This is a genomic window from Vibrio sp. LB10LO1, from assembly GCF_010092875.1.
GTDB lineage: Bacteria > Pseudomonadota > Gammaproteobacteria > Enterobacterales > Vibrionaceae > Vibrio > Vibrio campbellii.
Genome location: NZ_JAADJW010000050.1, coordinates 1 through 24,960 on the forward strand (window position 1 = coordinate 1; position 24,960 = coordinate 24,960).

Annotated in this window: 24 protein-coding genes; 9 read left to right on the top strand and 15 right to left on the bottom strand. The window is 45.0% G+C overall.

Annotated elements, in window-relative coordinates; all coding sequences use genetic code 11:
• Nucleotides 1-187 precede the first annotated feature (187 nt).
• From GXP65_RS22980 to aroG, 3 genes are all read right to left on the bottom strand, one after another.
• Entirely contained in the window at nt 188-1,750 is a 1,563-nt protein-coding gene (locus GXP65_RS22980; RefSeq protein ID WP_162093810.1) for a PAS domain-containing methyl-accepting chemotaxis protein, read from the bottom strand.
• A gap of 221 nt (nt 1,751-1,971) precedes the next feature.
• Nucleotides 1,972-3,144, bottom strand: a complete 1,173-nt coding sequence (locus GXP65_RS22985; RefSeq protein ID WP_162093811.1) for an MFS transporter — start codon at nt 3,142-3,144, stop codon at nt 1,972-1,974.
• A 154-nt stretch (nt 3,145-3,298) separates the two neighbouring features.
• Nucleotides 3,299-4,351 (bottom strand): 3-deoxy-7-phosphoheptulonate synthase AroG, encoded by a 1,053-nt coding sequence (aroG, locus tag GXP65_RS22990; RefSeq protein WP_012129738.1) that lies wholly within the window; start codon nt 4,349-4,351, stop codon nt 3,299-3,301.
• Between the two features lie 460 nt (nt 4,352-4,811).
• Between aroG and GXP65_RS22995 the strand changes: the two genes are divergently transcribed.
• On the top strand, nt 4,812-5,792 hold the full coding sequence (locus GXP65_RS22995) for an OmpA family protein (RefSeq protein ID WP_005425922.1): 981 nt from the start codon (nt 4,812-4,814) through the stop codon (nt 5,790-5,792).
• Nucleotides 5,793-6,252: 460 nt separating this feature from the next.
• Here GXP65_RS22995 and cyoE read toward each other — a convergent pair whose 3' ends face one another.
• From cyoE to GXP65_RS23015, 4 genes are read right to left on the bottom strand one after another with little or no spacing between them, the layout of a single operon-like run.
• On the bottom strand, nt 6,253-7,167 hold the full coding sequence (cyoE, locus tag GXP65_RS23000; protein ID WP_162093812.1) for a heme o synthase: 915 nt from the start codon (nt 7,165-7,167) through the stop codon (nt 6,253-6,255).
• Entirely contained in the window at nt 7,160-8,179 is a 1,020-nt protein-coding gene (locus GXP65_RS23005; RefSeq protein WP_162093813.1) for a COX15/CtaA family protein, read from the bottom strand. Before GXP65_RS23005 ends, cyoE begins: the two co-directional genes overlap by 8 nt.
• A 12-nt stretch (nt 8,180-8,191) precedes the next feature.
• The gene (locus GXP65_RS23010; protein ID WP_162093814.1) at nt 8,192-8,728 is read right to left on the bottom strand and encodes a cytochrome oxidase biogenesis cluster protein; all 537 of its coding nucleotides are present in this window, start codon (nt 8,726-8,728) and stop codon (nt 8,192-8,194) included.
• On the bottom strand, nt 8,725-9,492 hold the full coding sequence (locus GXP65_RS23015; protein WP_162093823.1) for an SURF1 family protein: 768 nt from the start codon (nt 9,490-9,492) through the stop codon (nt 8,725-8,727). Before GXP65_RS23015 ends, GXP65_RS23010 begins: the two co-directional genes overlap by 4 nt.
• Between GXP65_RS23015 and GXP65_RS23020 the strand changes: the two genes are divergently transcribed.
• A complete protein-coding gene (locus GXP65_RS23020) occupies nt 9,491-9,727 on the top strand; it encodes a DUF2909 family protein (protein WP_005425979.1) in 237 nt (78 codons plus the stop codon). The two genes, GXP65_RS23015 and GXP65_RS23020, sit on opposite strands and share 2 nt — an antisense overlap.
• A gap of 2 nt (nt 9,728-9,729) precedes the next feature.
• Here GXP65_RS23020 and GXP65_RS23025 read toward each other — a convergent pair whose 3' ends face one another.
• Genes GXP65_RS23025 through coxB form a run of 4 tightly spaced genes read right to left on the bottom strand, consistent with a single transcriptional unit; the run spans nt 9,730 to nt 14,037 of the window.
• Nucleotides 9,730-10,614, bottom strand: coding sequence for a cytochrome c oxidase subunit 3 (locus tag GXP65_RS23025; protein ID WP_162093815.1), 885 nt, complete (start codon nt 10,612-10,614; stop codon nt 9,730-9,732).
• A gap of 11 nt (nt 10,615-10,625) precedes the next feature.
• The gene (locus GXP65_RS23030; protein WP_162093816.1) at nt 10,626-11,216 is read right to left on the bottom strand and encodes a cytochrome c oxidase assembly protein; all 591 of its coding nucleotides are present in this window, start codon (nt 11,214-11,216) and stop codon (nt 10,626-10,628) included.
• Between the two features lie 20 nt (nt 11,217-11,236).
• Nucleotides 11,237-12,877 (bottom strand): cytochrome c oxidase subunit I, encoded by a 1,641-nt coding sequence (gene ctaD, locus GXP65_RS23035; protein WP_162093817.1) that lies wholly within the window; start codon nt 12,875-12,877, stop codon nt 11,237-11,239.
• A complete protein-coding gene (coxB, locus tag GXP65_RS23040) occupies nt 12,874-14,037 on the bottom strand; it encodes a cytochrome c oxidase subunit II (RefSeq protein ID WP_079401337.1) in 1,164 nt (387 codons plus the stop codon). The genes ctaD and coxB overlap by 4 nt, the downstream gene beginning before the upstream one ends.
• A gap of 329 nt (nt 14,038-14,366) precedes the next feature.
• Between coxB and GXP65_RS23045 the strand changes: the two genes are divergently transcribed.
• A complete protein-coding gene (locus GXP65_RS23045; protein ID WP_162093818.1) occupies nt 14,367-16,061 on the top strand; it encodes a phospho-sugar mutase in 1,695 nt (564 codons plus the stop codon).
• Nucleotides 16,062-16,145: 84 nt separating this feature from the next.
• Here the strand turns inward: GXP65_RS23045 and GXP65_RS23050 are convergent, their stop codons facing one another.
• Together GXP65_RS23050 and GXP65_RS23055 are read right to left on the bottom strand one after the other, a co-directional pair.
• Entirely contained in the window at nt 16,146-16,565 is a 420-nt protein-coding gene (locus GXP65_RS23050; RefSeq protein ID WP_162093819.1) for a GNAT family N-acetyltransferase, read from the bottom strand.
• An 88-nt stretch (nt 16,566-16,653) separates the two neighbouring features.
• Nucleotides 16,654-17,286, bottom strand: a complete 633-nt coding sequence (locus tag GXP65_RS23055) for a LysE family translocator (RefSeq protein ID WP_038889655.1) — start codon at nt 17,284-17,286, stop codon at nt 16,654-16,656.
• Between the two features lie 241 nt (nt 17,287-17,527).
• Between GXP65_RS23055 and GXP65_RS23060 the strand changes: the two genes are divergently transcribed.
• The 3 genes from GXP65_RS23060 to GXP65_RS23070 all read left to right on the top strand — a co-directional run bounded on the left by GXP65_RS23060 (nt 17,528) and on the right by GXP65_RS23070 (nt 19,478).
• Nucleotides 17,528-18,355 carry an AraC family transcriptional regulator gene (locus GXP65_RS23060; protein ID WP_005425996.1) on the top strand — a complete coding sequence of 276 codons (828 nt, stop codon included), beginning with the start codon at nt 17,528-17,530 and terminating at the stop codon, nt 18,353-18,355.
• Nucleotides 18,356-18,426: 71 nt separating this feature from the next.
• Nucleotides 18,427-19,170 carry an AzlC family ABC transporter permease gene (locus GXP65_RS23065; RefSeq protein WP_162093820.1) on the top strand — a complete coding sequence of 248 codons (744 nt, stop codon included), beginning with the start codon at nt 18,427-18,429 and terminating at the stop codon, nt 19,168-19,170.
• The gene (locus GXP65_RS23070) at nt 19,167-19,478 is read left to right on the top strand and encodes an AzlD domain-containing protein (RefSeq protein WP_045372582.1); all 312 of its coding nucleotides are present in this window, start codon (nt 19,167-19,169) and stop codon (nt 19,476-19,478) included. Before GXP65_RS23065 ends, GXP65_RS23070 begins: the two co-directional genes overlap by 4 nt.
• A gap of 8 nt (nt 19,479-19,486) precedes the next feature.
• Here GXP65_RS23070 and GXP65_RS23075 read toward each other — a convergent pair whose 3' ends face one another.
• Both GXP65_RS23075 and GXP65_RS23080 read right to left on the bottom strand, forming a co-directional pair.
• Complete coding sequence (locus tag GXP65_RS23075; protein WP_051117036.1) at nt 19,487-20,101, bottom strand: fumarylacetoacetate hydrolase family protein; 615 nt, start codon at nt 20,099-20,101, stop codon at nt 19,487-19,489.
• A gap of 206 nt (nt 20,102-20,307) precedes the next feature.
• Entirely contained in the window at nt 20,308-21,363 is a 1,056-nt protein-coding gene (locus GXP65_RS23080; RefSeq protein WP_162093821.1) for a porin, read from the bottom strand.
• Nucleotides 21,364-21,931: 568 nt separating this feature from the next.
• On the opposite strand from GXP65_RS23080, the gene GXP65_RS23085 reads away from it, so the two are divergent.
• The 3 genes from GXP65_RS23085 (at nt 21,932) to GXP65_RS23095 (ending at nt 24,821) form a co-directional block, all read left to right on the top strand.
• Nucleotides 21,932-22,900 carry a porin gene (locus GXP65_RS23085; protein WP_005426000.1) on the top strand — a complete coding sequence of 323 codons (969 nt, stop codon included), beginning with the start codon at nt 21,932-21,934 and terminating at the stop codon, nt 22,898-22,900.
• 404 nt (nt 22,901-23,304) lie between these two features.
• Nucleotides 23,305-24,144 carry a DMT family transporter gene (locus tag GXP65_RS23090; RefSeq protein ID WP_162093824.1) on the top strand — a complete coding sequence of 280 codons (840 nt, stop codon included), beginning with the start codon at nt 23,305-23,307 and terminating at the stop codon, nt 24,142-24,144.
• A gap of 62 nt (nt 24,145-24,206) precedes the next feature.
• Nucleotides 24,207-24,821: a glutaredoxin gene (locus GXP65_RS23095; RefSeq protein WP_162093822.1), complete on the top strand. Its 615-nt coding sequence runs from the start codon at nt 24,207-24,209 to the stop codon at nt 24,819-24,821.
• Nucleotides 24,822-24,960 lie beyond the last annotated feature (139 nt).

Sequence of the window (24,960 nt, forward strand, 5' to 3'; positions counted from 1 at the left end):
TCGAAATGTTTGGTTTCACTGTAGAAAACGTAGTGAACACAGCAAAAGAACTGCTAGCTTAATCGCTTAGAATTATCAGTTTTCTCTATTGCGAATTTGAAAACTGAAAAGCCCCGCTCTCTGTAGCGGGGCTTTATTTTATCTGTTCATTTTGAACGACGATTCAACGATCTAGTTCTAGTTCGTATCACTTCTCTTCAAACTGAATGGCTAGTCGATAGAAATCTTGGACTTGCTCTTTCAACTGCTTACTGTTTTGCTCTACAGAATGTGTTGCCGCTAAGTTCTGCTCCGCGGTAGAAGCAATCGAATGAATGTGTTGATTCACATTGCTAGACAGTTGCAGTTGTTTATTAGCAGAATCCGCGACATTCACCATCAACCCACTCATGGTTTGCATCATCTGCTCTACTTCCGACAAACGCAACGCACTTTGCTCTGCAACTTGTGAGCATGTATCCGTTTGATCTTTGTTAGCGATAATGTCTTTCTGCCAGCCCTGAATCGTCATCAACATGGTTTCAATGGATGCTTTAATTTGCTCAGTTGCATTCGAAGTCCGTCCAGATAGCGCTCTCACTTCATCGGCAACCACGGCGAAGCCGCGACCTTGTTCACCCGCTCGTGCTGCTTCAATTGCTGCATTAAGCGCTAGCAGATTCGTTTGATCGGCAATACCACCTATCTCTTCCATTAATTGACTTACCTTCTGCGCTTGATCACTCAGTTGATAAGTCGTCTCTGTGGCTTTCTCCGCCTGTAAACTAAGCTGCGCTAGGTTGGTATGAGTTTGATCAATCGTGTCTTTCGCCATCAAACAAGATTTCAAAGTGTCATCAATCAATACATGGGCTTCATGAGAACTAGATGAAACCGAGTTGGCAGATGCTTCCATTGAATCGGCCGCGTCACGAACCTCGTGAATATCGTTGTTTTGCTGAGTCAGTGCAGACAAGACTTCCGCTGTTGTGTGACTCAACTCTTCAGCACAGTTTTGTAATGGCACAGCTGAATCTGTCATACGTCCAAGGACAGTACGAATACGAGCAGAGAGCATCTTTATATGAAAATCTGCAATCGAGAACGGTTTATTACCTGAATACACTATGCGACTCACGCTATCGTATTGCGCTTGCAGCTTTTTAAATTGCAGTGGTGTATCAATAAGCTCTTGGCGGAACAACATTGCGAGCACCCCAGCCGGGAGCAATGTCGCAAGCCAAGCCAAAGGTCCTTCAAGTGAAAAAGCGAAGCCAGCTGTTGGTGCCGCAAGCGCACCAAGTAGAATCGCATAACGCAACGTATCACTCAGTTTCAAGGTCCAAGCACGGCCAGATTTTTCAGCCTTCAATAAGCCCTGATATGCTTGAGAAGCAATGACCACCCACTCTCGCTTTGGCTTTACACGAACCGACTGATATCCCACAACTTGGTGGCCTTCATAAATGGGCGTTACATAAGCATCCACCCAGTAATATCCACCCGACTTCGTGCTATTTTTTACAATTCCGCGCCACGCTTTGCCTTGTTTTAGACGAGCCCACATATCTCCGAATGCCGCTTTAGGCATGTCACCATGGCGTACGACATTGTGGTTTTGTCCGAGCAGTTCATCGTGACTGTATTCAGCGATTCTGCAAAATGCATCATTGCAATAAGTGATAACACCTTTGAGATCGGTAGTGGAGACCAGTTCGTCAGAATCTCCTACGAGAGTTTCTTGAGCTTTATTGGAAGTTAAGGCTGACATAGATGAGGCTTCTGTAGTTATTATTAAATTGCGACAGGATATATACACGATTGTTATATTTATTACAAAATGCTAGAGAAAAAACCTCACTGATGCGACATTCCAAGGCTAAAAAACTTACGTAGATAACAATAATTAACCAATTATTTTGTGGGTTGTGAGCCGATAGACAAAAAAGACCCAGCGTACATAACTGGGTCTTATAAAATCTTGAAGTTGATTTATGCAACTTGAGATTCAGAGTTATTATTTGCTTTGATAATAAATATTCCCATTACCAATAGTACAAAAGGCAGGACATACAAATTCAAGTTCTGCCATCCTACGGTAGATTCCAACCAACCAGACAAAAGCGCAGTAACGGTGACGCAGCTAAAAACGAAAAACTCATTAAACGCCTGTGCTTTACTCTTGTTCTTTGCTTCATAACTCTGACTAAACAAGCTTGTGGCGGCGATAAACATGAAATTCCATCCAACCCCGAGTAAGATCAACGCGGTACTGAAATGCCAAATAGAAAGCCCATGCATGTTAATTGCGATACACGCAATAAATAGAACTCCACCAGCCAATATCATCCTCTTCGCGCCAAACTTCTCAATCAAGCTGCCAGTAAAGAAAGCAGGAACAAACATGCCCAAGACATGCCATTCAATCACGCCAGCCGCTCTGGTGAAGTCAAAGCCACAGCCAATCATCGCTAACGGAGTTGCGGTCATTAAGATATTCATTACGGCATAAGCAACCATCGCAGCTAGAACTGCGATCATAAAATTTGGACGACGCACAATCACATTGATCGAGTCTACTTTTGCACGAAAGCTCTGAGTATGCGCAGCGGGAAATCGAATAGTTTGGAGTAGAATTAGCGCAACAACATACAAGACAATTAATACGGCAAAGGCGCTAATATATAGACCATCACTTGACCACTTCTGTGAGTAGACAGCGAGGTTTGGTCCCAGTACCGCCGCCAATACTCCCCCCGCCATAGAGATAGAAATTGCGCGGTGCCTCGCAGATTCATCACAAACTTCAATCGCAGCAAATCGATAGAGCGTACCGAAGCCAATCCCTACTCCTAATAAAAAAGTAGAAGTACAAAACAACGTGAAGTTCTCTAGTGACAGCGCATAAGTTGCTAATGAGGCGCCTAGGATTCCAATAACGTTGCCCAAGCTAAAACCCAAACGACGGCCTAGCTTCCCCATTATTAGAGAGGCAGGAATGGTCGCTGACATCAAACCAAGAAACTGCAGCGCCACAGGGAGAGTGATCATACTGGATGAGGGCGCAATTTGTTTGCCGATCAACGCAATGACGGAAATCAGCAGTATGTTCCCTGTCATCAATAAAGCTTGGCAAAGCGATAGTAGCCAGACGTTTCGATTCATCTCATTCCTTGAGTCTTTTTTAACCTATTTAGACACCATAACTGATTTAAAACTAAAACACATCGAATATGTGCAACAGGTGAATTTTCATATTGCTGGGATATTAAAAAAGCCAGCGAACTGCTGGCTTTTGAAAGATTAGAAACGCTTATGTTTACTTAGCGCGACGTGCTTTTACTGCATCCGATAGCTGACGTAGAACCGTTTCAGTATCTTCCCAACCGATACATGCATCAGTAATGGATTGCCCGTAAGTTGCTGCCTTACCGTCAACTAAGTCCTGACGATCTTCAACAAGATGAGATTCGATCATCACGCCAAAAATAGCATCTTCGCCGCCAGAGATCTGCTCTGATACGTCATCAGAAACCAACATCTGACGTTTGAACTGCTTAGAGCTGTTAGCGTGACTAAAGTCGATCATCACTTTCTTCGGTAGACCCGCCGCGTCTAGCTCGTCTTTGATTTGCGCTACATGAGACGCACTGTAGTTAGGCTCTTTACCACCACGAAGGATGATATGACAATCCGGGTTACCCGCCGTTTCAACAATCGCAGAGTGACCGTACTTAGTAACTGATAAGAAGTGGTGAGATGCGCTTGCTGAACGGATTGCATCACTCGCGATTTTGATGTTGCCGTCTGTACCGTTTTTGAAGCCAACTGGGCAAGACAAACCTGACGCTAGCTCACGGTGTACCTGAGATTCAGTCGTACGTGCACCGATAGCACCCCAGCTAATAAGGTCCGCTACGTACTGTGGCGTGATCATATCTAGGAATTCACTTGCAGTAGGAAGGCCCATGTCTGTTAAGTCAAGCAACAGCTTACGACCAATACGAAGACCGTCGTTTAGCTTGTAAGTGTCATTTAGGTACGGGTCGTTAATTAGGCCTTTCCAACCTACCGTTGTGCGCGGTTTTTCAAAGTAAACGCGCATCACTACTTCTAGTTGCTCACCGAGTTCGTCGCGAAGTACTTTCAATTTCTTACCATACTCAACCGCGGCTTCTGGATCGTGAATAGAACACGGGCCAACGATCACAAGCAGACGGTCATCTTTGCCTTCAAGAATATTGTGGATGGCGTTGCGACATTCAAACGTCGTTGTGGAAGCAGTTTCGGTTGCCGGAAATTTCTCAAGCACTGCAACAGGTGGCAATAGCTCTTTTACTTTATTAATTCTTACATCATCAGTTTGAAACATTACTTCTACTTCCTAATTACTATCCCTGACCCACTATTTTGCCCAAACTTTACTCATTGCAACATTGTTCACAAAGCAAGCAATAACAAGGGCTGTAGGCTCATTTAATTGTGTCGATGGAAATAACTTATCGACTTAACAGTAGACTTGCAATCACTTTTTCTAAAAAAATGCAAATTAACAACTAACGTTCACTTCAAAACACGGCGTACATTTAAGTTTACAAAAAAAGTTCAATAAAATTAGTTATTTTCTTAAAATTTTAAAAATATTGTCTACAATGTAAGAAATATCAGAAGTTTGTGAGGAAGTTCGCGACGAAAATTGTAGCAAGTTCTAAGATAATGTTGCTTGATGTTAAATTAAATGAATATTAAACTAATTTCTTATAACTACCTAGTTTTACTCTAATTGTTAAAACAAAGTAGAAATTAATATGCAATCAATACAAGGAAACACTATGAAAAAAGTAGCAATTGCAGTAGCAGCAGTGGTAGCTGGTGGTTTAATTAACTCTGCTCAAGCTGAAATGTATATCGGGGGCAAAGTGGGCATGACTACTTTAGATGATGCTTGCTATTTAAACAGCCCTTGTGATGATGATGCTTTCGGTGCCGGAATGCACATCGGTTACGATTTTACCGATATCATTGGTCTTGAGTATGGCGTTGATTACTTAGGTGACTACAAAGCTAACTTCAAGTCAGGGGCTAATACAGTTGATACGATTGACGGCGACCTTTGGGCACTAACTCTTGCACCTAAATTCAACTGGCATCTAAACGATACGTGGAACCTATTCGCGAAAATCGGTGGTGCTTACATGATTTCTGGTGATGAGAAAGACTTTGTACCAACGGGTTCATTGGGTGCTGAGTACACTATCGACAAAAACTGGAGCGTTCGTGCGGAATACCAACGTTACCAAGACATCTCTGACGATGTGCTAGATGATATGGATGCTAACTTCTTCGGTATCGGCTTTAACTACAAGTTCGCAGCAGCGCCTGTTGTAGCGGCAGTAGTAACAGAAGAAGTTCTTGAAGAAGAACCAGTAATGATGACGAAAACGCACAAAGAAGAGTACGGTTCAGGTACGTTTGAATTCGACAGTGCGAAACTAACTGACTCAGTATCTGAGCGTCTAGACAACTTCGTTAACTTCTTGAACGAGTACCCACAAGCTCAAGTTGAAATCACTGGTTACACAGATAGCTCTGGTCCAGCAGCTTACAACCAAAAACTGTCTGAGCGCCGTGCACAAGCTGTTGCAGATTACCTAATCGCAGCAGGTATCGATGCAGACCGTTTCACGGTTACAGGTATGGGTGAAGAAAATCCAGTTGCTGACAACAGCACTCACGAAGGTCGTGAACAAAACCGTCGTGTTGAAGTTGTAGTACCTGAGTTCCAGTACGAAGAACTTGTACAACCAGAATAAGAGTTTCTACTCTTTTCTCTAGTCTAAGGGGTGCTTCGGCATCCCTTTTTGTTTGCTTCGTATTTGTTCACGTCAGCACCATTTACAGCTAAGACGCCCTCAACTCGCTTCCTGCTTAAATCAAACCTCACACTTGCGCACCCACACGCTTCTGGTTCGAGCTGTTTTCCCAAACGCGACAGACAGTTTAACTCACACGTTAAGTTTTTGTTCAGCAATACTCGACTGGCTCAAACGGAAAACCGTGTTGCTCTACCCAATGGAAACTTCCCCTCCTGTTTCCATCACTAAAGAAAGAGAGCTTGATAGACTCACCGCTACTAGAACAAGGGATAAATACGGAATGAATAAACGGTTTAGAGCGCACCGCTAAGAGTTAGCCAGCAAAGTAGTTTTCGATATATGCGCCAACAAAAAACCGCACCTAATCAGTGCGGTTTGAAACAACAGTAAACGGCTTTTATAGCGTGAAGAACAGACCAAGATAATGATCCGCTAACAAAGCAACAAACAAAGCGAGTAAGTGATAAATGGAGAATTTAAAGGTTTCCATAGCGCTGTTCTGCTCAGGAGAAAACTTCAATTTCCAAGCGTGATACATAAAACCTGCATTGAGAAGCAACGAAGAAAAAAGATAAACCGAGCCAACCATACCCACCAGCACAGGAAGAATACAAACAAGTGTGAGTAGTATCGTGTACAGAAGAATCGAAGTTTTGGTGTATTCAATGCCATGAGTCACAGGGAGCATCGGAATATCCACTTTTCGATAGTCTTCGACGCGATGAATCGCGAGCGCCCAAAAATGTGGTGGTGTCCAAATAAAGATAATCATAACTAGTAGCCAAGCATGGGCGTGCAGTTCTCCGGTTACAGCCGTCCAACCAAGTAGTGGTGGCATTGCACCTGCAATTCCCGCAATCACGATGTTTTGCGGCGTTGCTCGCTTTAGGTACATGGTATAAACCACCGCATAGCCGAGCAAACTTAAGAAAGTCATCCATGCAGTCAGTGGATTAACCAAGGCAGAAAGCAACACAAAACCAATCACACCCAAAGCAGTAGCAAAAATCGCGACAGACATAGGATTGGTATCGCCCGAAGGTAATGGTCGCTTGTGCGTTCGAGCCATACGCGCATCAATACGGCGATCGATGAGATGATTAAACGCTGCCGCAGAACCTGCCATCAAACCAATGCCAATGAGACCTATCGCAGCTTGTAGCCACGGGAAGTCAACGACCGGGGCCAAGCTCATACCAACGACTGCTGTGATAAGCATTAGGGCGACCACTTTAGGCTTTGTCAGTTTTAAATAGGTTGAACCAATCTTTTTCTTACCACTTTCTAGAGGTAACGCGATTTCTTTACTCATAGCGAACTCCTTTCGCTTGATGACTCCAATGAGCCTTCCCTTGCCATAGATAGAACTGACTAACGCAGATAAGTGTAAGCATGATGGCTGCACCGAGATTGTGCGCAACCGCTACATAGATAGGTAGTTGGAACACAACATTACTAACGCCTAATAGGATTTGGCAAACCAAAGCTAAGCCAATCCAAACACCTAAGCGCTGAGAATGATGTGAGTCTTGTTTTAATAGTAATACGCAGTAACTCAGCACAACACATGCAGTAATGATGGCACCGATACGATGACTGACATGAATTGTCATTCGTGCTGGGTAATCTAGAACACCGAACTCATAGTTATCAAACCCTGTTTGCCAGAAAGAAAACGCCTCTTTCCAAGATAAGTAACTGGTCCAGTTTCCCTCACAAATCGGTAAAGCGGTGCACATAAGGGCGGCGTAGTTAGATGATGTCCAACCACCAAGCAGTACCTGCAATAACACCACGCCAAAAGCGATAAATGAGAAGATTCTCACGCTCTTCGAAGAGGGAGAGAAATAGAGGCTACGCTGAGATTGTAATTGACAATAGAATAACGCTTGAAGTGCCAGTAGCGTAAAACCACCCAGTAGGTGCAGCATCACAATCACTGGCATCAACTTTAATGTCACTGTCCACATTCCTAATGCCGCTTGCCCAAGGACAAGAATGCACAGCAAAACCGGAATCGTCGGATCGACACGCTCGGCTCTCACCGCCATGATTGCCATCATCAGAATAACCAAGCCTAAAGTTCCAGCAAAGTAACGATGAATCATCTCTAGCCATGCTTTCCCTTGCTCAACTGCTCGTTCCGGAAACAACGTATTTGCCTTCGTGACTTCGGCTTCGGTTTGAGGAACAAATAACTGACCATAACAACCCGGCCAATCTGGACACCCCAACCCTGCATCAGCCAGTCGCGTATATGCGCCTAACATGATGACCACAAGAGTAAGACACAGGCTGAACCTAACCAAACCGCTTAACGTCATATTGCCCCCTCCCTAGCCTACGCGTGACAACTTCAATAGTTTTCGTAAGTCCGCCAAGACGTCCTTACTTAACCTTACTAAATCCTCATTGGCTTCAGGCGTGTAAGACATCACAAGCTGCCCGAGCGGATCGACGATCAACATCTGGCCTGCTTTTACTCTCGATGAAAGCGTGCCATTCATTTGCATCACGACAATGCTCTGGTCAACGTCATTCGCCTCTTCCGAAGTCCATATAACAGGTACAACACGCTCCTGATATTTACCTAATGCAATATGGCTTTGCTGCATCAAATGTATTTGTTGCTGACATTGCTCTTTACACTCCGATGGCAACACATAGGCTAGCTGCCAACCTTTTTCCTCTAACGGCGATGGCTGACCTAATTGCTCGAGCGTGACATATGGCTCTACCAGTTCACCTCGATTGGTTACTCCCGTTTCGTACCAACCTTGACTCAATACAACCTTGGCAATAATCGCGGGGAGCGCAAATAGACAAATCAGAGACACCAATACAATTCGTCCTTTCGTGACTGCATTTGTCATTTCTCACCTCCTTGTGAGCGTGGTTGTCGAACCCAACGGATAAAAATCAGGATTGTGATAAGCAAAAATACACCAGCCATAGCAAACCATTGAAAAGCATAACCAAAGTGCTTTGCACTGGTTAAAGGTAATGGATTCCAAGGAAATGAATATGGCCACTGCGTTAAATTGTCAGGTTGAAGGACAGTTGGCATTAACTCAATGTTAAGTAGTTGGCTAAGTTGATTGATGTTGAGGTTTTGCACTCTGATCGTATCGCCGATTTCAGCCATCAGATCTGAACTTAACGGATTAGTTGATTTACGATACAAACGCCCAGTGATGTCATATGGTGCAGGCAGATGTTCAACCTTCGGTAACACGGCTCTGGAGCGTTCTCCCTTCACAAACCCAAGTTCAAGCAACGTCAGAGTCGCAGGATCATGAGACATCGACACGATTTGAAACGCAAGGTAACCCACTTCGCTCTGATACGTCTGGTTATCTAGTAAAACTATTGGGAGTGGTTCAGGTGTCACATTCGCTTTTACTTTAGTCCCTATAACACTCTCTTCTCGCCAATCGTTCATTTCCAATACTTCAGACATGTCCTTATATGAGGTATTTGTCCTTGCTAAAATCGCTTGCTCCAAAAGCTGCTTTTCATTGCCACGTTCCAATTGCCAATAGCCGAGTTTGACCAATAGAGAAAACACAGCCACAGTTAAAAAGACAGCAACCCAAACCCATTTCGATAATATCGACGACGAAACTGGAGGTGCCATGTCCACCGTATTTCTGTTCAAATTAACGCTTGTCCTTTTGCTGCTTTTCATCATCTTTAACCTCGCAAAAGCGCTTATCGAAATGGTTCGCGAAGACCCAGAGGACTCATCGAAAAAAGGTAAGCCAATGAGCCATTACCTCGGTCGTCGTGTCATGTTTTCTGCGTTAGTCGTGATACTCCTCCTGATTGCTCTAGGGGCGGGATGGATAGCCCCTAACCCTCGCCCTTACTAGCTTTACAGCACATAAACGAAAACAAACAAGCATAGCCAAACCACATCAACGAAGTGCCAATACCAACTGCCCGCTTGGAATGCAAAATGGTCTTTCGGCGAGAAATGGTCTTTGGCGATGCGGAACAGCAATACAATGAGAAAAATGGTGCCGAGACAAACGTGCAATCCATGAAAGCCCGTCAGCATAAAGAAGGTGTTTCCGTAAATACCGGATTGCAGCGTTAGTCCAATGTCTTGATAAGCGTGCGCATACTCAACGGCTTGGTAATAAAGGAAGAAGCCCGCCAAGACGATAGTGATTTCCAACCAAACAATCAGTGCAGTTCGTTTATCTTGTTCTAAGCTGATGTGTGCCATATGTAAGGTAATCGAAGACAATAACAGCAAGATAGTGTTGGTTAATGGAATCCCTTGCCATGGCATAGCTTGCGTTGTTTCCCCACCTGGCGTCGTGGTGAGTGGCCATATCGCCTCAAAACTTGGCCACAACACTTCATGGGTCATGAAGTTGTTGTCGGCACCGCCTAACCAAGGTACCGAAATCATTCTTGCGTAAAACAGAGCACCAAAGAACGCGCCAAAGAACATCACTTCTGAAAAGATGAACCAACTCATTCCTTGTCTAAATGAACGCGTGATTTGCGCACTGTATTTTCCGGTAAGGGACTCCGTGATAACGTTACTGAACCACCCTGCTAGCATGTAAAGCAGAAACAGCATACCAACCGCGAGAATAATGCAACCAAGTGTGCCAACCGCACCATCACTTTGGGTACCTTGAACCGTCATCCCAGCACCGACCGCAACCAGGAATAACGCAAACGCCCCAACAATAGGCCAGCTGCTCTGTGCAGGAACATAATAGGTCTCAGGCTTGTTACTCATAAGTTCTCTCCTTACAGACGCTCACCCGCCTGTTGCTCACTCCTTGAGAGGCTAACTACCGACGACTCGCCCGATTGAGGAGGAAATTTGTAGAGTGTGTAAGACAAGGTCAATGTATGGATTGAATCCGGCACATCCGGTTCAATGTAGAAAATCAAAGGCATACTCGCTTGTTGCTTACCTTCCAGTGGTTGTTGATTGAAGCAAAAACACTCGATTTTATTGAAGTAAGCCGCACCTGTGCCCGGCGATACGGAAGGTACAGCTTGCCCTATCAAGTCTTCGCCACTTTGATTAAATGCAAGATATTCAGTTTGAATCACTTCGCCCGGGTGAACATCCATGTATACAACCTTGGGTTTGAATTCCCAAGGCATATCTGGGCTTACGTGAGCCATGAACTCCACACGAATGGTTCTGGTGATATCCGCTTGCATGCCTGTTGGTTGAATCGCTGCGACATCACTGGTTTTACCGTTAATGCCAAGCGCATCGCACATGATGTCGTAGAGTGGCACAAGAGCAAAACCGAAGCCGAACATCAGCGCAGTCGCTAACAGCAACTTGATAGTGAGTTTCTTATTGGATGAATTACTTTGCATCTCACTCACCTCACGCTTTCTTAATCAACTTTTGGCGGTGTTGTGAACGTATGATGCGGAGCAGGACTTGGCACCGTCCACTCTAAACCTTCTGCACGTTCCCACGGTTTGGCTGATGCTTTTTCACCACCACGGATACATTTGATCACCAACCACAGGAAGATAAGTTGAGACAAGCCAAAGGCGAAACCACCTATCGATACGATTTGGTTTATGTCAGCAAACTGGATGGCGTAATCGGGAATACGTCGTGGCATCCCAGCTAAGCCCAAGAAATGCATTGGGAAGAACAGTACGTTAACCGAGATGATGGAACACCAGAAATGCCACAGACTCAGCTTGTGGTCATACATATTGCCCGTCCACTTCGGTAGCCAGTAATACGCTGCCGCCATAATCGAGAACACCGCACCAGACACCAAGACATAATGGAAATGTGCGACAACAAAGTAAGTGTCATGGTACTGGAAATCCGCAGGCACAATTGCCAACATCAAGCCTGAGAAACCACCTATTGTGAATAGGACAATAAAGGCGATGGCAAATAACATTGGTGTCTCAAACGTCATGGCTCCTCGCCACATGGTCGCCACCCAGTTAAATACCTTCACCCCCGTGGGCACTGCAATCAACATGGTGCAGTACATAAAGAAGAGTTCGGCGAATACCGGCATCCCCGTGGTAAACATATGGTGTGCCCAGACTAGGAATGAAAGCAACGCAATACTACAAGTCGCATAAACCATCGAATGGTAACCAAACAGTTTTTTACCACTGAAAGCCGGAATGATTGCCGAAATAATCCCAAACGACGGCAAGATCATGATGTATACCTCTGGGTGACCAAAGAACCAGAAGATGTGTTGGAACATCACTGGGTCACCACCACCAGCAGCATCAAAGAAGCTAGTGCCAAAGTACTTGTCGGTTAAAACCATGGTCACCGCACCGGCTAATACCGGCATCACCGCAATCAGTAAGAACGCAGTAATCAGCCAAGTCCAGACAAACATAGGTAGCTTGAACCAAGTCATGCCCGGTGCACGCATATTTACAATCGTCACGATGACGTTGATGGCACCCATGATGGAACTGATACCCATGATGTGAACTGAGAATACAAACAATGCCGTGCTGTCAGGGCCATAGGTTGTAGAGAGTGGCGCATAGAAGGTCCAGCCGAAATCAGGGCCACCACCCGGTAAGAACAAAGAGCCGATCAAAATGAGGAACGCAAAAGGTAAGATCCAAAAACTCAAGTTGTTCATTCGTGGCAAAGCCATATCCGGCGCGCCAATCATCATTGGAATCATCCAGTTGGCTAAGCCAGTAAACGCAGGCATGACGGCACCAAATACCATTACTAGCCCATGCACGGTTGTCATCTGGTTAAAGAACTGAGGATCAACCAATTGCAAACCCGGTTGGAATAGCTCTGCGCGAATGATCATCGCCATTGCTCCGCCTGTAAGGAACATGGCAAAGCTAAACCACAAGTAAAGCGTACCTATGTCTTTATGGCTGGTGGAGTAGAGCCAACGCGTTAGTCCTTTCGGCGCGTGATGATGGTCGTGATCGTCTTCAATCGCAATGGTGGTATTTGCGGTCGTTTGCGCCTCTGCAGGAGCAGACTTCACCACTTTTTCAATTGGCTTACTCATATTTCCTCCTTGGCACTGTCTTGTGCCTTAAAGGCGTTAACATCGGATGCTTGAACGGTATCGCCAGTGTCATTTCCCCAAGCATTTCGTTGATAGGTAATAACAGCAGCAATTTCCTGGTCGCTAAGTTGGTTAGCAAAAGCTTGCATCGCTGTCCCTGCACGACCGTTTACTAGTACATCGATGTGAGCCATAACCGGGCCTTTAGCTATTTCGCTGCCTTTAATCGCCGGGAATGCGCCCGGAATGCCTTCACCATTTGCTTGATGACACACGGCACAACGTGCGGTGTAAATCGACTCGCCTTGCCCCATCAAATCTTCCATCGACAGATCTTGCGTCAACGCTTCTTGTGCGGCCGCTTTTTGTAAAGCAAGCTCTTGCTTCTTGTCTGACATCCACTGGTCAAAGTCGTCTTCTGCCATTGCATGAACAACTACTGGCATAAAACCATGTGCTCGACCACAAAGCTCAGCACACTGACCGCGATAGACGCCCGGCTCATCAATCTTGGTCCACGCTTCATTGATAAACCCCGGGATGGTGTCTTTCTTAACCGCGAAGTCAGGCACCCACCATGAATGAATCACGTCATCTGAGGTCATTAAGAAGCGAACTTTACGATTGATAGGCAGAACGAGCGGATTATCCACTTCAAGTAAGTAGTGCGCCCCTTTTGCTTCAATGCCATCAATTTCTTTTTGACTGGTTGCGAGCAGACTAAAAAATTCGACATCCTCGCCGAAGTAGCTGTAATGCCACTTCCATTGAGAGCCTGTGATCTTAATGGTGAGGTCAGATTGGCTAGTATCTTCCATTGCCACCAGTGTTTTGGTTGCTGGAATCGCCATCGCGATAAGGATAATGACTGGGATGACGGTCCAGATAATCTCCACTTTGGTGCTTTCGTGGAAATTAGCCGCAACTGCCCCTTTTGACTTGCGGTGTCGGAAGATGGAATAGAACATCACGCCAAATACAACAAAGGCAATGGCGCAGCATATATAGAAGATCAGCATATGTAATTCATACACTTGCTCACTGATCCCCGTAACACCCCGCGTCATGTTGTAATCATTTTGCTCTGACCAACTTGACGAAGAAAATGTGATAAAAATCACATTCGTTAATAAGGCTAGAGTAGTTGCTAATCTTTTCAAAAGATCTCTCCTCTGCTCAGCCGCTGCGCTTGCGCCAGCTTCCTTGCTTCCCGATGCAAATATCGAACAAATTTACAAAAAATCATAAAAACTACGATTTCAGCACTCTTTGTTATATTTATGTTAAAAGGCTAGTTATAGTTCAATAGTTCTTCAAGAAATTAACTGTGAATAAATTCTGTACAGACTGAAAAATAAATTTGGTTTATCGATTGCCCTCTTTGAAATGTAATTGAGAACCATTTACATTGTAAGAAAGAAAACATTGGGACACTTTACGAATAAAAGTGTCTAAACAAGTAGGCTTCCCCTGCTAAGGAAAGATGAATATGACAACACAAATTACTCAGTGGCTAGCACGAGACCCAGACCCTAAAACCCGCGAAGAGCTCCAGCACCTAGTCGATGCAAATAATGAACAAGAACTGACAGATCGATTCGGCTCACGTTTGGCTTTTGGTACCGCTGGTTTGCGTGGCAAAGTGGGCGCGGGCCCAAACCGAATGAACCGCTTAGTGATTCAAGAAACAGCTACGGGTCTCGGTCATTATCTGATTGAACAGGTGAAAGATGCTTCATCTCGTGGCGTGGTTATCGGTTACGATGGTCGCCCTGACTCCAAACAGTTTGCACACGATACTGCTTCAGTACTGACCGCCCTAGGCATCAAGGTTTACCTAACCTACAAGGTAGCGGCAACACCAATTGTTGCCTTCGGTGTTCGTGAGTTAAATGCGGCTGCGGCTGTCGTCGTGACAGCAAGCCATAACCCTCCGGAGTACAATGGCTTTAAAGTCTACTGGGAAAATGGCGCACAAATCATTCCACCACACGATTCCGGAATTGCTGCAAGAATTGATGAGGCAACAACAAAACCGCTTCCTCTGATGTCACTAGACGATGCAAAACAAAAAGGTTTGTTAGTTTGGCTTGAAGACGAGTACTACCAAACATACCGCAAAACAATGAACGACAATGCCCTGCTAACACCGGACAGCAACACAGATATCTCGATTGTTTACACAGCTATGCACGGTGTCGGAGCGGAAATGGCAGAAACACTACTTGCAGATGCTGGCTTTGAAAAAGTGGCAAGTGTTTCGGAACAGCGTGAACCGGACGGTACGTTCCCTACGGTAAATTTCCCGAACCCTGAAGAAGCAGGCGCGATGGACATGGTGATGGCGCTAGGTAAATCTGTCGATGCCGATATTGCCTGCGCAAACGACCCTGATGCAGACCGCTTTGCGGTGGCAGTAAAACGCCCAGATGGCGAATACCATATGCTGACGGGTGACCAAGTGGGTTCGTTGTTTGGTGATTACTTACTGCAAGGTCAACCAAACGCACTTGTTGGTAATACCATCGTGTCTTCTCGCCTATTGAGCAGCATTGCTAAAGCACACGGAGCAGAATACTACCAAACGCTAACGGGCTTTAAATGGCTAACTAACGTAGCAATGACGCAAGAGACAGAGGCCAATCCATTCCTATTCGCTTACGAAGAAGCGCTTGGCTACACCGTAGGGAACAAGGTATGGGATAAAGATGGTTTGTCAGCACTGGTCGCTTTCTCTCAATTAACAGGTAAGCTAAAAGCACAAGGCAAAACGCTTTGGGATAAGTTAGAAGAGTTATACCGCCAACACGGTTTCTACTTTAACGCGCAGCGCAGTATTGCACTTGACCCGAAATCACCACCAATCGGTGACAAACTGCGCGCAAACCCACCGAAAGAGATCGCGGGTAAACGTATAGAAGTGATCGAAGATCTGAAGTCATCACTTCGCTTTGTAACCGATGGCCCAACAGAAGCCATCAACTTGCCAGCGAGTGACGTACTGGTTTATCACCTAGAAGACAAATCGCGTGTGATTGTTCGTCCTTCTGGCACTGAGCCTAAGTTGAAGTGTTACTACGAAGTAATCAGCGACTTCCCTACTGAGATGGACTACGCGCAAGCTAACCAAGCAGCAGAAGCGAAGATGAATGCATTGATCGAAGCACATCAACAAAGCTTGTAATTCGAGTTTGAAACATCGATTCTGTGAAAATAGCGAATAGCAAAAGAGGCGCATCGAGCGCCTCTTTTTTCTATTCAAAAAGAATCAAACTATCTGTTTTTGAAGAAAGTGTTTATCAATACCTGCTGCTGGGTAACCTGAATACTGGCCGACTTTTTCAAAGCCCAGTTTCAAGTAAAAGTCGAGCGCTTGGAAGCTATAAGTATCGAGATACAAATGCGTCACCCCGTGTGGCTTTACTTGCTCTGCTAGTAAAGCAATCAGCTTGCTTCCTACCCCCGACGTGCGCGCCTCTACATCAACCCATAGGTATTCAACAAACACGGTGTTATTGAACATTTCTCCCGTGAGTCCACCAACAACCTTACCCTCGTTATTTCGAGCAAAACAGCCAATAGCGTCTACATCCCCATCCGGAAGGTGCATGTTGTTATAAGCACGGATGCCATCACGGATAAAATCGAGATCGTTTTGTTCTGGATTGAGTTTAAATTCAAGTTTCATACCGCCACTCCTTGGAAATCAGTGCGATACTAAAACAAAAAGCCAGCGAGTGCTGGCTTTTGTATAAAAATCTGATTGTTCCTACACTTTACATCGCAAAGCTACTGAGCATCCATATCGCAAGGATAATGAACACCAAGCCCATCAGTTTGCCTTGGTACATACGGAATTTGTCATTTTCCAACAACCCTTTACCCAGTGTACCTGCCAGAGCAACCAGCAAGATGTTGAATAGCAAACCGAGTACGTTTAACAGCAAACCAAGCGCAAGCATTTGCTCACCCGAAGATGCAGTAATGTTGCTAGAGACAAACTGAGGTAAAAACATCACGAAGAACACCAACGCCTTAGGGTTCAACAGGTTACTCATCAAAGCACGTTGATAGTAAGTCGATGCCATTTTGTTTTTCTGATCAAGCTCTGGTGCAGCAGAAACATCCGCTCTTAAACAGTCCCAGCCCATTTTTAGTAAGTACGCGCCACCCAGTAGATGAAGCACTTTTAACGCGATTGGGCTCATCGCAATCAAGGTCGAGACACCCATTGCTGCCAATAGGGTCAAAATCACACCCGACGTCGCATTGCCCAAGCTCGCAAACAAACCGACTTTCTTACCATAGCTCATGCTAGAGCTAGCAATCAGCAACATGTCAGGTCCAGGCAACAAAAGAAGTGCAACAACGGCGGTGAGATAAACAGGAAGTACAGATAAATCGATCATGGTGGGACTGGCTTTCAAAAACAGGCGGCGGATCTTATACCAATGAATAGATAACAACCAGACCAAATGTCTTCCCAATAAGTAAAATTCAGAAAATACAAAATGTTTAATGCTCAATTTAAAAACAATTAACCTTTTTGGTGTTTATTTTTAATACCGATAGCAATTTTGTACAAAAATAAGCAGGATGGATCCGGTAGACTCCAAAGCCACTAGGCGACACTTGGCAAAATAGAAAGAGATGAAAGAAAAGAATAAGGAAGTTGCGACGTTTAAAATTGCCCAAGAGCTGGGGGGTTTAGAGCTGCTCGAGGCTAAATATGAAAAGCAAAACTTCTCTCGCCATAGTCATGAGGGCTATACCATTGGTGTGATTGAAAAAGGCGCACAACAATTCTTTCGTACTGGCGGCAACCATATTGCGCCGCAAGACAGCATCATTCTTGTTAACGCCGACGAGGTACATAATGGTCACTCAGCGTCAGAAGGAGGCTGGGAATATAAAGCCATGTACCCCGTACCGGAGCAGTTTCAAACGCTCGGGGAGGAACTTGGGGCACCCAATGTAGCTTTGCCCTACTTCCCGCAGCCCGTCGTTTACGATCCGGAACTCGCTAACCAATTACGGTTGGTGTTCGATACGCTGGAGAAGTCAGATAACCGCTTACTGCGAGAAACGCTTGTCTACGGCACACTGATCAAACTAGCAAGCAAACACAGTACACATCGAGCCTCGCTTCAAGATGTAACCAAAGCGCAAAGGCAGGTGCATCTGGTCAAAGAGTTTCTTGAGGACTTTCCTCAAACCGATGTTTCTTTGGAAGAGCTAGCAAAGCTCGCAGGATTGAGCCCTTTCCATTTGTTGCGTGAGTTCCAAAAACAATTCGGCTTTCCGCCGCACGCGTTTCAGATTCAACAAAGACTGAGAATGGCGAAAAAACTGCTCAAACTAGGGCAAAAGATTTCTGATGTTGCTCAAGAATGTGGCTTTCACGATCAGAGCCATTTGCATCGTCACTTTAAAAAAGCCATGGGCGTAACACCTGGGCAGTACATCAAGCATTGTTAGCAATATTGTACAAGGCAACATGCTGAGGTCAGCCTACCTTAACAGCATGTTTTTCTATTCAAGTTGAAGTTATGGATACTATTTTGCCTACTCATCAAGACTCAAAGTCCTCACTCTTTTTACAAGGTACGATCGCAATGATGCCATTGAGCATCGCCGTATTACCTTGGGGGTTACTCGCAGGGTCATTTGCCATCGATACTGGCTTACACCCTTTGGAAGGCCAGGCGCTCTCCGCCATTCTGTTTGCAGGCTCAGTGCAACTTGTCGCGATGGGTATGATTAAAGCAGGCGCTGGCCTAACCAGCATGCTGCTCGCCACATTTTTCATTACCTGTCGCCACTTTCTCTACGGTGTTTCGATGCGCAGTAAAATATCACCTCTGCCTCTAAAGTGGCGACTTTCGTTAGGGTTCTTACTTACCGATGAGCTGTTTGCCATTGCTGGGCACCAATCCGATAAGCAATTCGAACGATGGTACGCCCTTGGCGCTGGGTTAAGTTTCTATCTGTTTTGGAACTTCGCAACGCTTACTGGCATCGTCGCAGGCAGTTTGATACCTGAATTAAATGAGCTCGGATTGGAATTTGCCGTTGCAGCTACCTTCATCGCGATTGTGGTCCCAACGATAAAAAGTATTCCCGTGTTATGCAGTGTGTTGGTGGCATTAGTTAGCTCAGTGACCCTGAACTATTACCAAGTGGAAGGAGGCTTAATGATAGCCAGTATTCTCGCCATGTTGACGGGCTATTTTGTGGAACAATTTACGACGAAGACACCAAGCCTTGAAAGCACGCTGGAGGAATGCCAATGATTTTTTTGTCTATCTTAGCCATGACAGCGTTGGTATTCACCAGCCGTTATCTGTTCTTAGAACCGAAATTGCCGCTTAGGTTGGGAGTAAGAACTCAGAAAGTCTTGAGCTACGCAAGCCCTGCTGTACTCACCGCAATCTGGGCTCCAATTGTGTTTATGCCAGAGGGTGAACTTAGCGTCACGTGGCAAAATCCATTTCTATTGGCCGCCTTATTAGCTGCTGTGATTGCATACCTCACTAAGAATGTATTGCTCACCACCATTGTGAGTATGGTGGCGTTTTTACTGCTTCGAATTTGGTTGTAAGTTTGCGACTAAGCCGCTAACCATTCAATCTCTAATAAGGTGATGTCTCCACACTTCAAACGCCCAAGGAAGACATCGCCTTGATGCACTTCTCCCACGCCCTTTGGTGTGCCTGTCATTACAACATCGCCATCTTCTAGCGTTGTATAACTCTTCAACTCATCGAGAATATTCATAGGTGGGTAAAGCATCTGTTTAACGTGCCCTTTTTGAACATGAACACAGTTAATCAAAAGCTCTAAGTTAAGATCGTCAATATCGACACCTTGAAGAGAATGGAAACGACTGAATACCGCTGATCCATCAAATGCTTTGGCGCGCTCCCAAGGTAGTCCTTTTTCTTTTAGGGTCGATTGTAAGCCACGTTTGGTCAGATCTAAGCCGAGCCCTACCGCACTGTATTGACCATTTTTGATCACAAAGCAGATCTCTGCTTCGTAATGCAAAGGCTCTTGATGAAATGAGGTGAGTTTGGTTGAAACAGAAGTCGCAGGTTTATTGAAAACAACCATTTGCTCTGGCATGGCATTATTAAGCTCTTGAATATGCTCTACGTAGTTACGCCCCACACAAAGAACTTTACCAACTTTGACTTTCTTCTCTTCAACCTGAATGACGCTCATTGCTCTTCCCTGCAAAACAAAACTCACATGATAATCTAACTGATTGAGTTGCCCCCACTAGTTCCCACTCTGGAATGTTAAAAACAAGACATTCAGCCCGTTTTGTTCTCACACTCTTAAAGACGAACCTCTCTCGTTTATCAAACAACAGATATGAAAAAAGCCAGCACGAAGCTGGCTTTCATAGTAACTAGGACAGGTTACTATTATAGGTAGTAACGAGCACCAAGTGCCCATTTGTCGTCTGTTTTACGATCGTTAGCATCGTTTAGGTCGAACTGGTAACCAGCGTAACCAACAAACTTAGAAGTGAAGTTGTATTCAGCTTGAACAGCCATCTCTTCACGTGCAGTTTCAGTCTTAGAGTTGTTGAACGCTTTACCTTCAACCATCTCGTAGTTGATGCTTAGGTTTAGGCTGCTTGGTAGAGCGTAAGCTAGAAGTGCTTCGTACGCATCACTTTCAACTAGACGCTGTGTGCCGTTGAAGTTCATGTTTTCGTTTGAACCGTAAACTGCTGCTACGTATAGGCCTTGACCGTATGAACCGTATGCCGCAGATACTAGGTGAGATTCAGCAGAGTGCTTACCTACATAACCAAGTTGTTGGATGTCACCGCCGTTGTACGTATAACCGATTTTCGCGCCCATGATTGAGTAAGAAAGTGCTACTTGCAGACGATCGTCGTAGTCTGCACCGCCAACGATTTGACCATTCTCGTTACGAGAGAATTCGTCTTTAGAACCTTGCCAACCTAGACCGAAGTTGATTGCACCCGCTTCACCTAGCTCGATTGCGTTGCGGTAAGAAAGCATCTTGTCCGCACGACCAGTACCTAGAGCACCGTGATCATCGTAGATAAAGTCGTTCGCAAACGCGATTGGCATATCAGCAACACCAGCTACATCGTAGTAAGGTGCCCATTGAGTACCACCAACTGCACGACCGTATACGTCGTGAGTTAGGCCTAGGTAGCCAAGACGAGTAGTGAACGTTTCTTCACCGCCGTCTAGGTAGTTAAGAGCCCACTCACCGCGAGCGTCAGCTGTGAAGCCGTTGCCTAGATCTTGAGTTGCTGTGAAGTTGATACGTGGAGAGTTAGTGCCAACATCTGTATCACCTTGCTCAGAACCGTTTAGGTTAACTGAAACGTGACCACCGATAGAGAAAGTAGTGCCGTCGTTGTTGTAAAGCTCCACTGCTACTGCTTGTGTACCGAATGTTGCTGCTGCGATCGCTGCTGCTAGGAATTTTTTGTTCATTATAAAATCCATGTATTTATTCATTAGTTTATAAGTCAGTCTTATACAAAAGCGGGCTGGGGCATCTCTTCCACCAATGTCGCGTCACTTTTGCTTAACAACTACCAATCAATGTATTTCAGAAGTTCCCCAGAGCAGAGTGAAAAGATGTAAGAAAAAAGAAAAATGGCAAACGTTTAGCTCAAATCAATAAACAAATTCGGAAAACAACACCTAAAAAACGAAACATTTTGTTACACATCAAGGATATGTAAAACATTAAGTAATTGTTAATTAGGGAAATAGCAAAATATTCAAGAAGTAAAATGTTACATTTCGGGTAAAGAAATATGATTAGGAACTTTTTTAAAAACACAGTGTCAACTAAGTGAGACAGAAACATCAAAAAAGATAAAAAGCTTCTTCCTTTTACTTTCATGAATGTGAGAGCAGTCATGCATTTGAAATAAAAATGCAATTAAATCATAACTTAACAGAAATCTATCTTTCATTTTCGCGGTTTACCTTAAGCGTCATCGACACAAATCGAGCAAGTAAGCTCATCGATTACAACTAGGGTAATAAGAAAATGAAAAAGGCAGCACTCACTACTGCAGTTCTAACAGCATTGGTATCATCACCATCTTTCGCAGCAACAGTTTACAAAGACGACGGCACTGAATTAAAAGTTGGTGGTCGTGTTGAATTTCGTGGTGACTTCATCGGTTCAGACGGCGCTGAAGTTGACGGTACTATGGAAGACAAGTCACGTGCACGTCTAAACCTAAAAGGTAAAACAGATATCGGCAACGGCCTGTCAGCTTTCGGTGTTTACGAAGCAGAACAAAAAACAGGTAAAAGCGAATTCAAAAACCGTTACATGTACGCAGGTGTAAGTGCCGACGCAGGCGACTTCTCAGTTGGCCGCCAAGACATGGCCGCGGTAATCATTTCAGACATGACGGATATCACTGAGTTCTCAGGTGTTCAGCAAGTCATTGATTCATCTTCTGACAAGCAAGACAGCGTTTTTGCTTACCGCGGTGAATTTGACGCTCTGCAAGTTCAAGCGACTTACCAAGCAAACTCTGGTGACAGCCAAGACAAGTACGGCATCTCTGGCCTTTACTCTCTGCCAATGGGTCTAGACCTAGGCCTTGCTTACTCTGGTGGCGATGTAGATAAAGATAACTCAGAAGATCAAATTCTAGGCGGTATCGCCTACTCTCTTGAGAACCTATATCTAGCAGGCACCTACTCACAAGGCTCTCTGGATGACTCAGAAGACTTTACTGCTTACGAGCTGGTGGCAAGCTACAAACTAGCAAGCAAGTTCACAGTTGCTGGTCTTTACACTTTCCAAGAAAATGATCCAAATGGCGCGGCGAAATACGACGCTGTTGATGGCTTTGAGCTAGTAGGTTATTACAAACTGAACAGCAACTTCCGTACTTACCTTTCTTACTACATGAACCAACTGGATGAAGAAAAGAACGCAGAAGGTAAAGTAACGGAAGGTGAAGACACACTGCGTCTAGGCGTACGTTACGACTTCTAATAAAAACTTGTCCTAATAGCGAGTCTTTCGGCCGGCACTATTGTGTCGGCCTTTTTGATCGTATTCATTGTAGAGGCACTGCCCTCTTTTAATGCACCAAATCCCGAAGTTAGTGCATTTTATCTAGCTCACCCAAGGCCAGACGCCTCACTCCCTTTAAAATCAATAGATTAAAAGTTGGCACACTAGCTGCAATGATTAGATCGAGCAAATGCATGGCAGCGTTTGTGCTTCTCGTTCTTTGTACCTACTTCGGTAGGCACGTCCTTTGAATTGGTAATGTCGCCTCCCTCTGGGGGGCATTTTTTTATTGGCTCCCCCATAAATAGAACGTATGATTCTGGCCATTGTTAAAAATCGGAAATATCCAATTGAATCATAACCCTATTAAAGGCGCATCTTGGATGCTTACCGCAGGTTTGGCATTCACCATCGTTAATAGTTTTGCTCAAGTCGCAAGCATTCACTTTGGTGTGTCATCCACAACATTTGCACTGTTTCAATACGCAATAGCTTTCTTTGCTATCTTGCCGTATCTACGAACATTAGGAATTCGTCAGTCTCTGCGTACTAACCACTTTGGGTGGCACGCATTGCGCATCTTCTTGGCGGTTATTGGTATCCAACTCTGGTTGTGGGCGCTTGCTTACCCAGTGCCAATTTGGCAAGGTATCGCGCTGTTAATGACCTCTCCTTTATTCGCAACAATCGGATCCGGTATTATTCTCAAAGAAAAAGTGGGGGCAGCCCGTTGGGTAGCGACACTAACTGGTTTTATTGGCGCAATGATCATCTTAGAGCCATGGTCAGATTCGTTTACTTGGGCCACTCTTTTACCCGTTGGGGCAGCATTCTTTTGGGCTGCTTACGCCATTATGGTTAAGAAGCTTTCCGTCAATGATCCACCGTCAACCATGGTGGTCTACCTGCTTCTACTGATCACCCCATTTAATATTTTGCTGGCCGCACCAACCTTTGTTATGCCTCAGGGTTGGAATATTTGGGGAATCCTGGTCGCAGCTGGGGTACTGACAGCCCTCGCTCAATGGGCCGTTGTAAAAGCGTACTCGGTAGCAGATGCATCATTTGTACAACCCTTCGACCATGCAAAGTTACCACTTAACGTCTTTGCTGGCTGGTTAGTATTTAGCTGGGTGCCACCAGGTCGACTATGGCTTGGTGCTGCAATCATTGTCGGCTCAATTGCTTTCATTACTCATTGGGAAGCCAAAAAAAGAAAGTAATTTGAAAGAAATGTTGGGGTTTTGGGTTCTATATTTTCAGGAAAGGAAATGAGGAGCATCTTATGACACAGCCAATCAAAATTACATTGTATCGTTGGGCAGGTAGCTGGGGACCATTTAAAGTCAACATCCCATGTGGCGAATGCACATTAACCAAAGATATTCTTGCTGACACATTTGAAAATGAGCTCGCGGATGTGCCAGTCGAGCTAGAAGTGAAAGATTGGTTGTCTCACTGGTGGGAGCCACTAAAGCTTGGAGCTTGGCACGCCCCTATCCTAGTTGTTGAAGGTAAAGTTGTCAGCCAAGGGGAAGCGCTGAATCGAGGCGTGCTCGTTCAATCTGTCATTGCAGAGTGGACTAAACGAGATCAACTGAAAGGCAACATCGTTTATGGTAAGGCAACTTGCCCCTACTGTGTAAAAGCCAAGAAGCTGCTTGACGACGCGGGTATTAAGTACAAATACCACGACGTAGTAAAAGACAGCGCAGCACTTTATCGAATGATCCCTGAAGTGAAAGCCATTATCGGTGCAAAAACACCGGTGACCGTTCCTCAGATATGGCTGGATGGTCAATACATAGGAGGCGCTGATAACTTGGAAAAGTGGTTAGCAGAGAAAGGGTTAGATAACGTGCCAGATAATGTGGTTGAAATCCCAAGCCAAACGGCTTAGCTCTTCTAAACGAAAAAGACGACCGCAAGAATGCAAAATGTATGGTCCGCCCCGTTATTGCAACTACAATTAAGTAATAACGGAGTTGGTTTGCGCTAATGTATTCGGAGTCCACGTTGGGAACATTAACTTCCCGCTC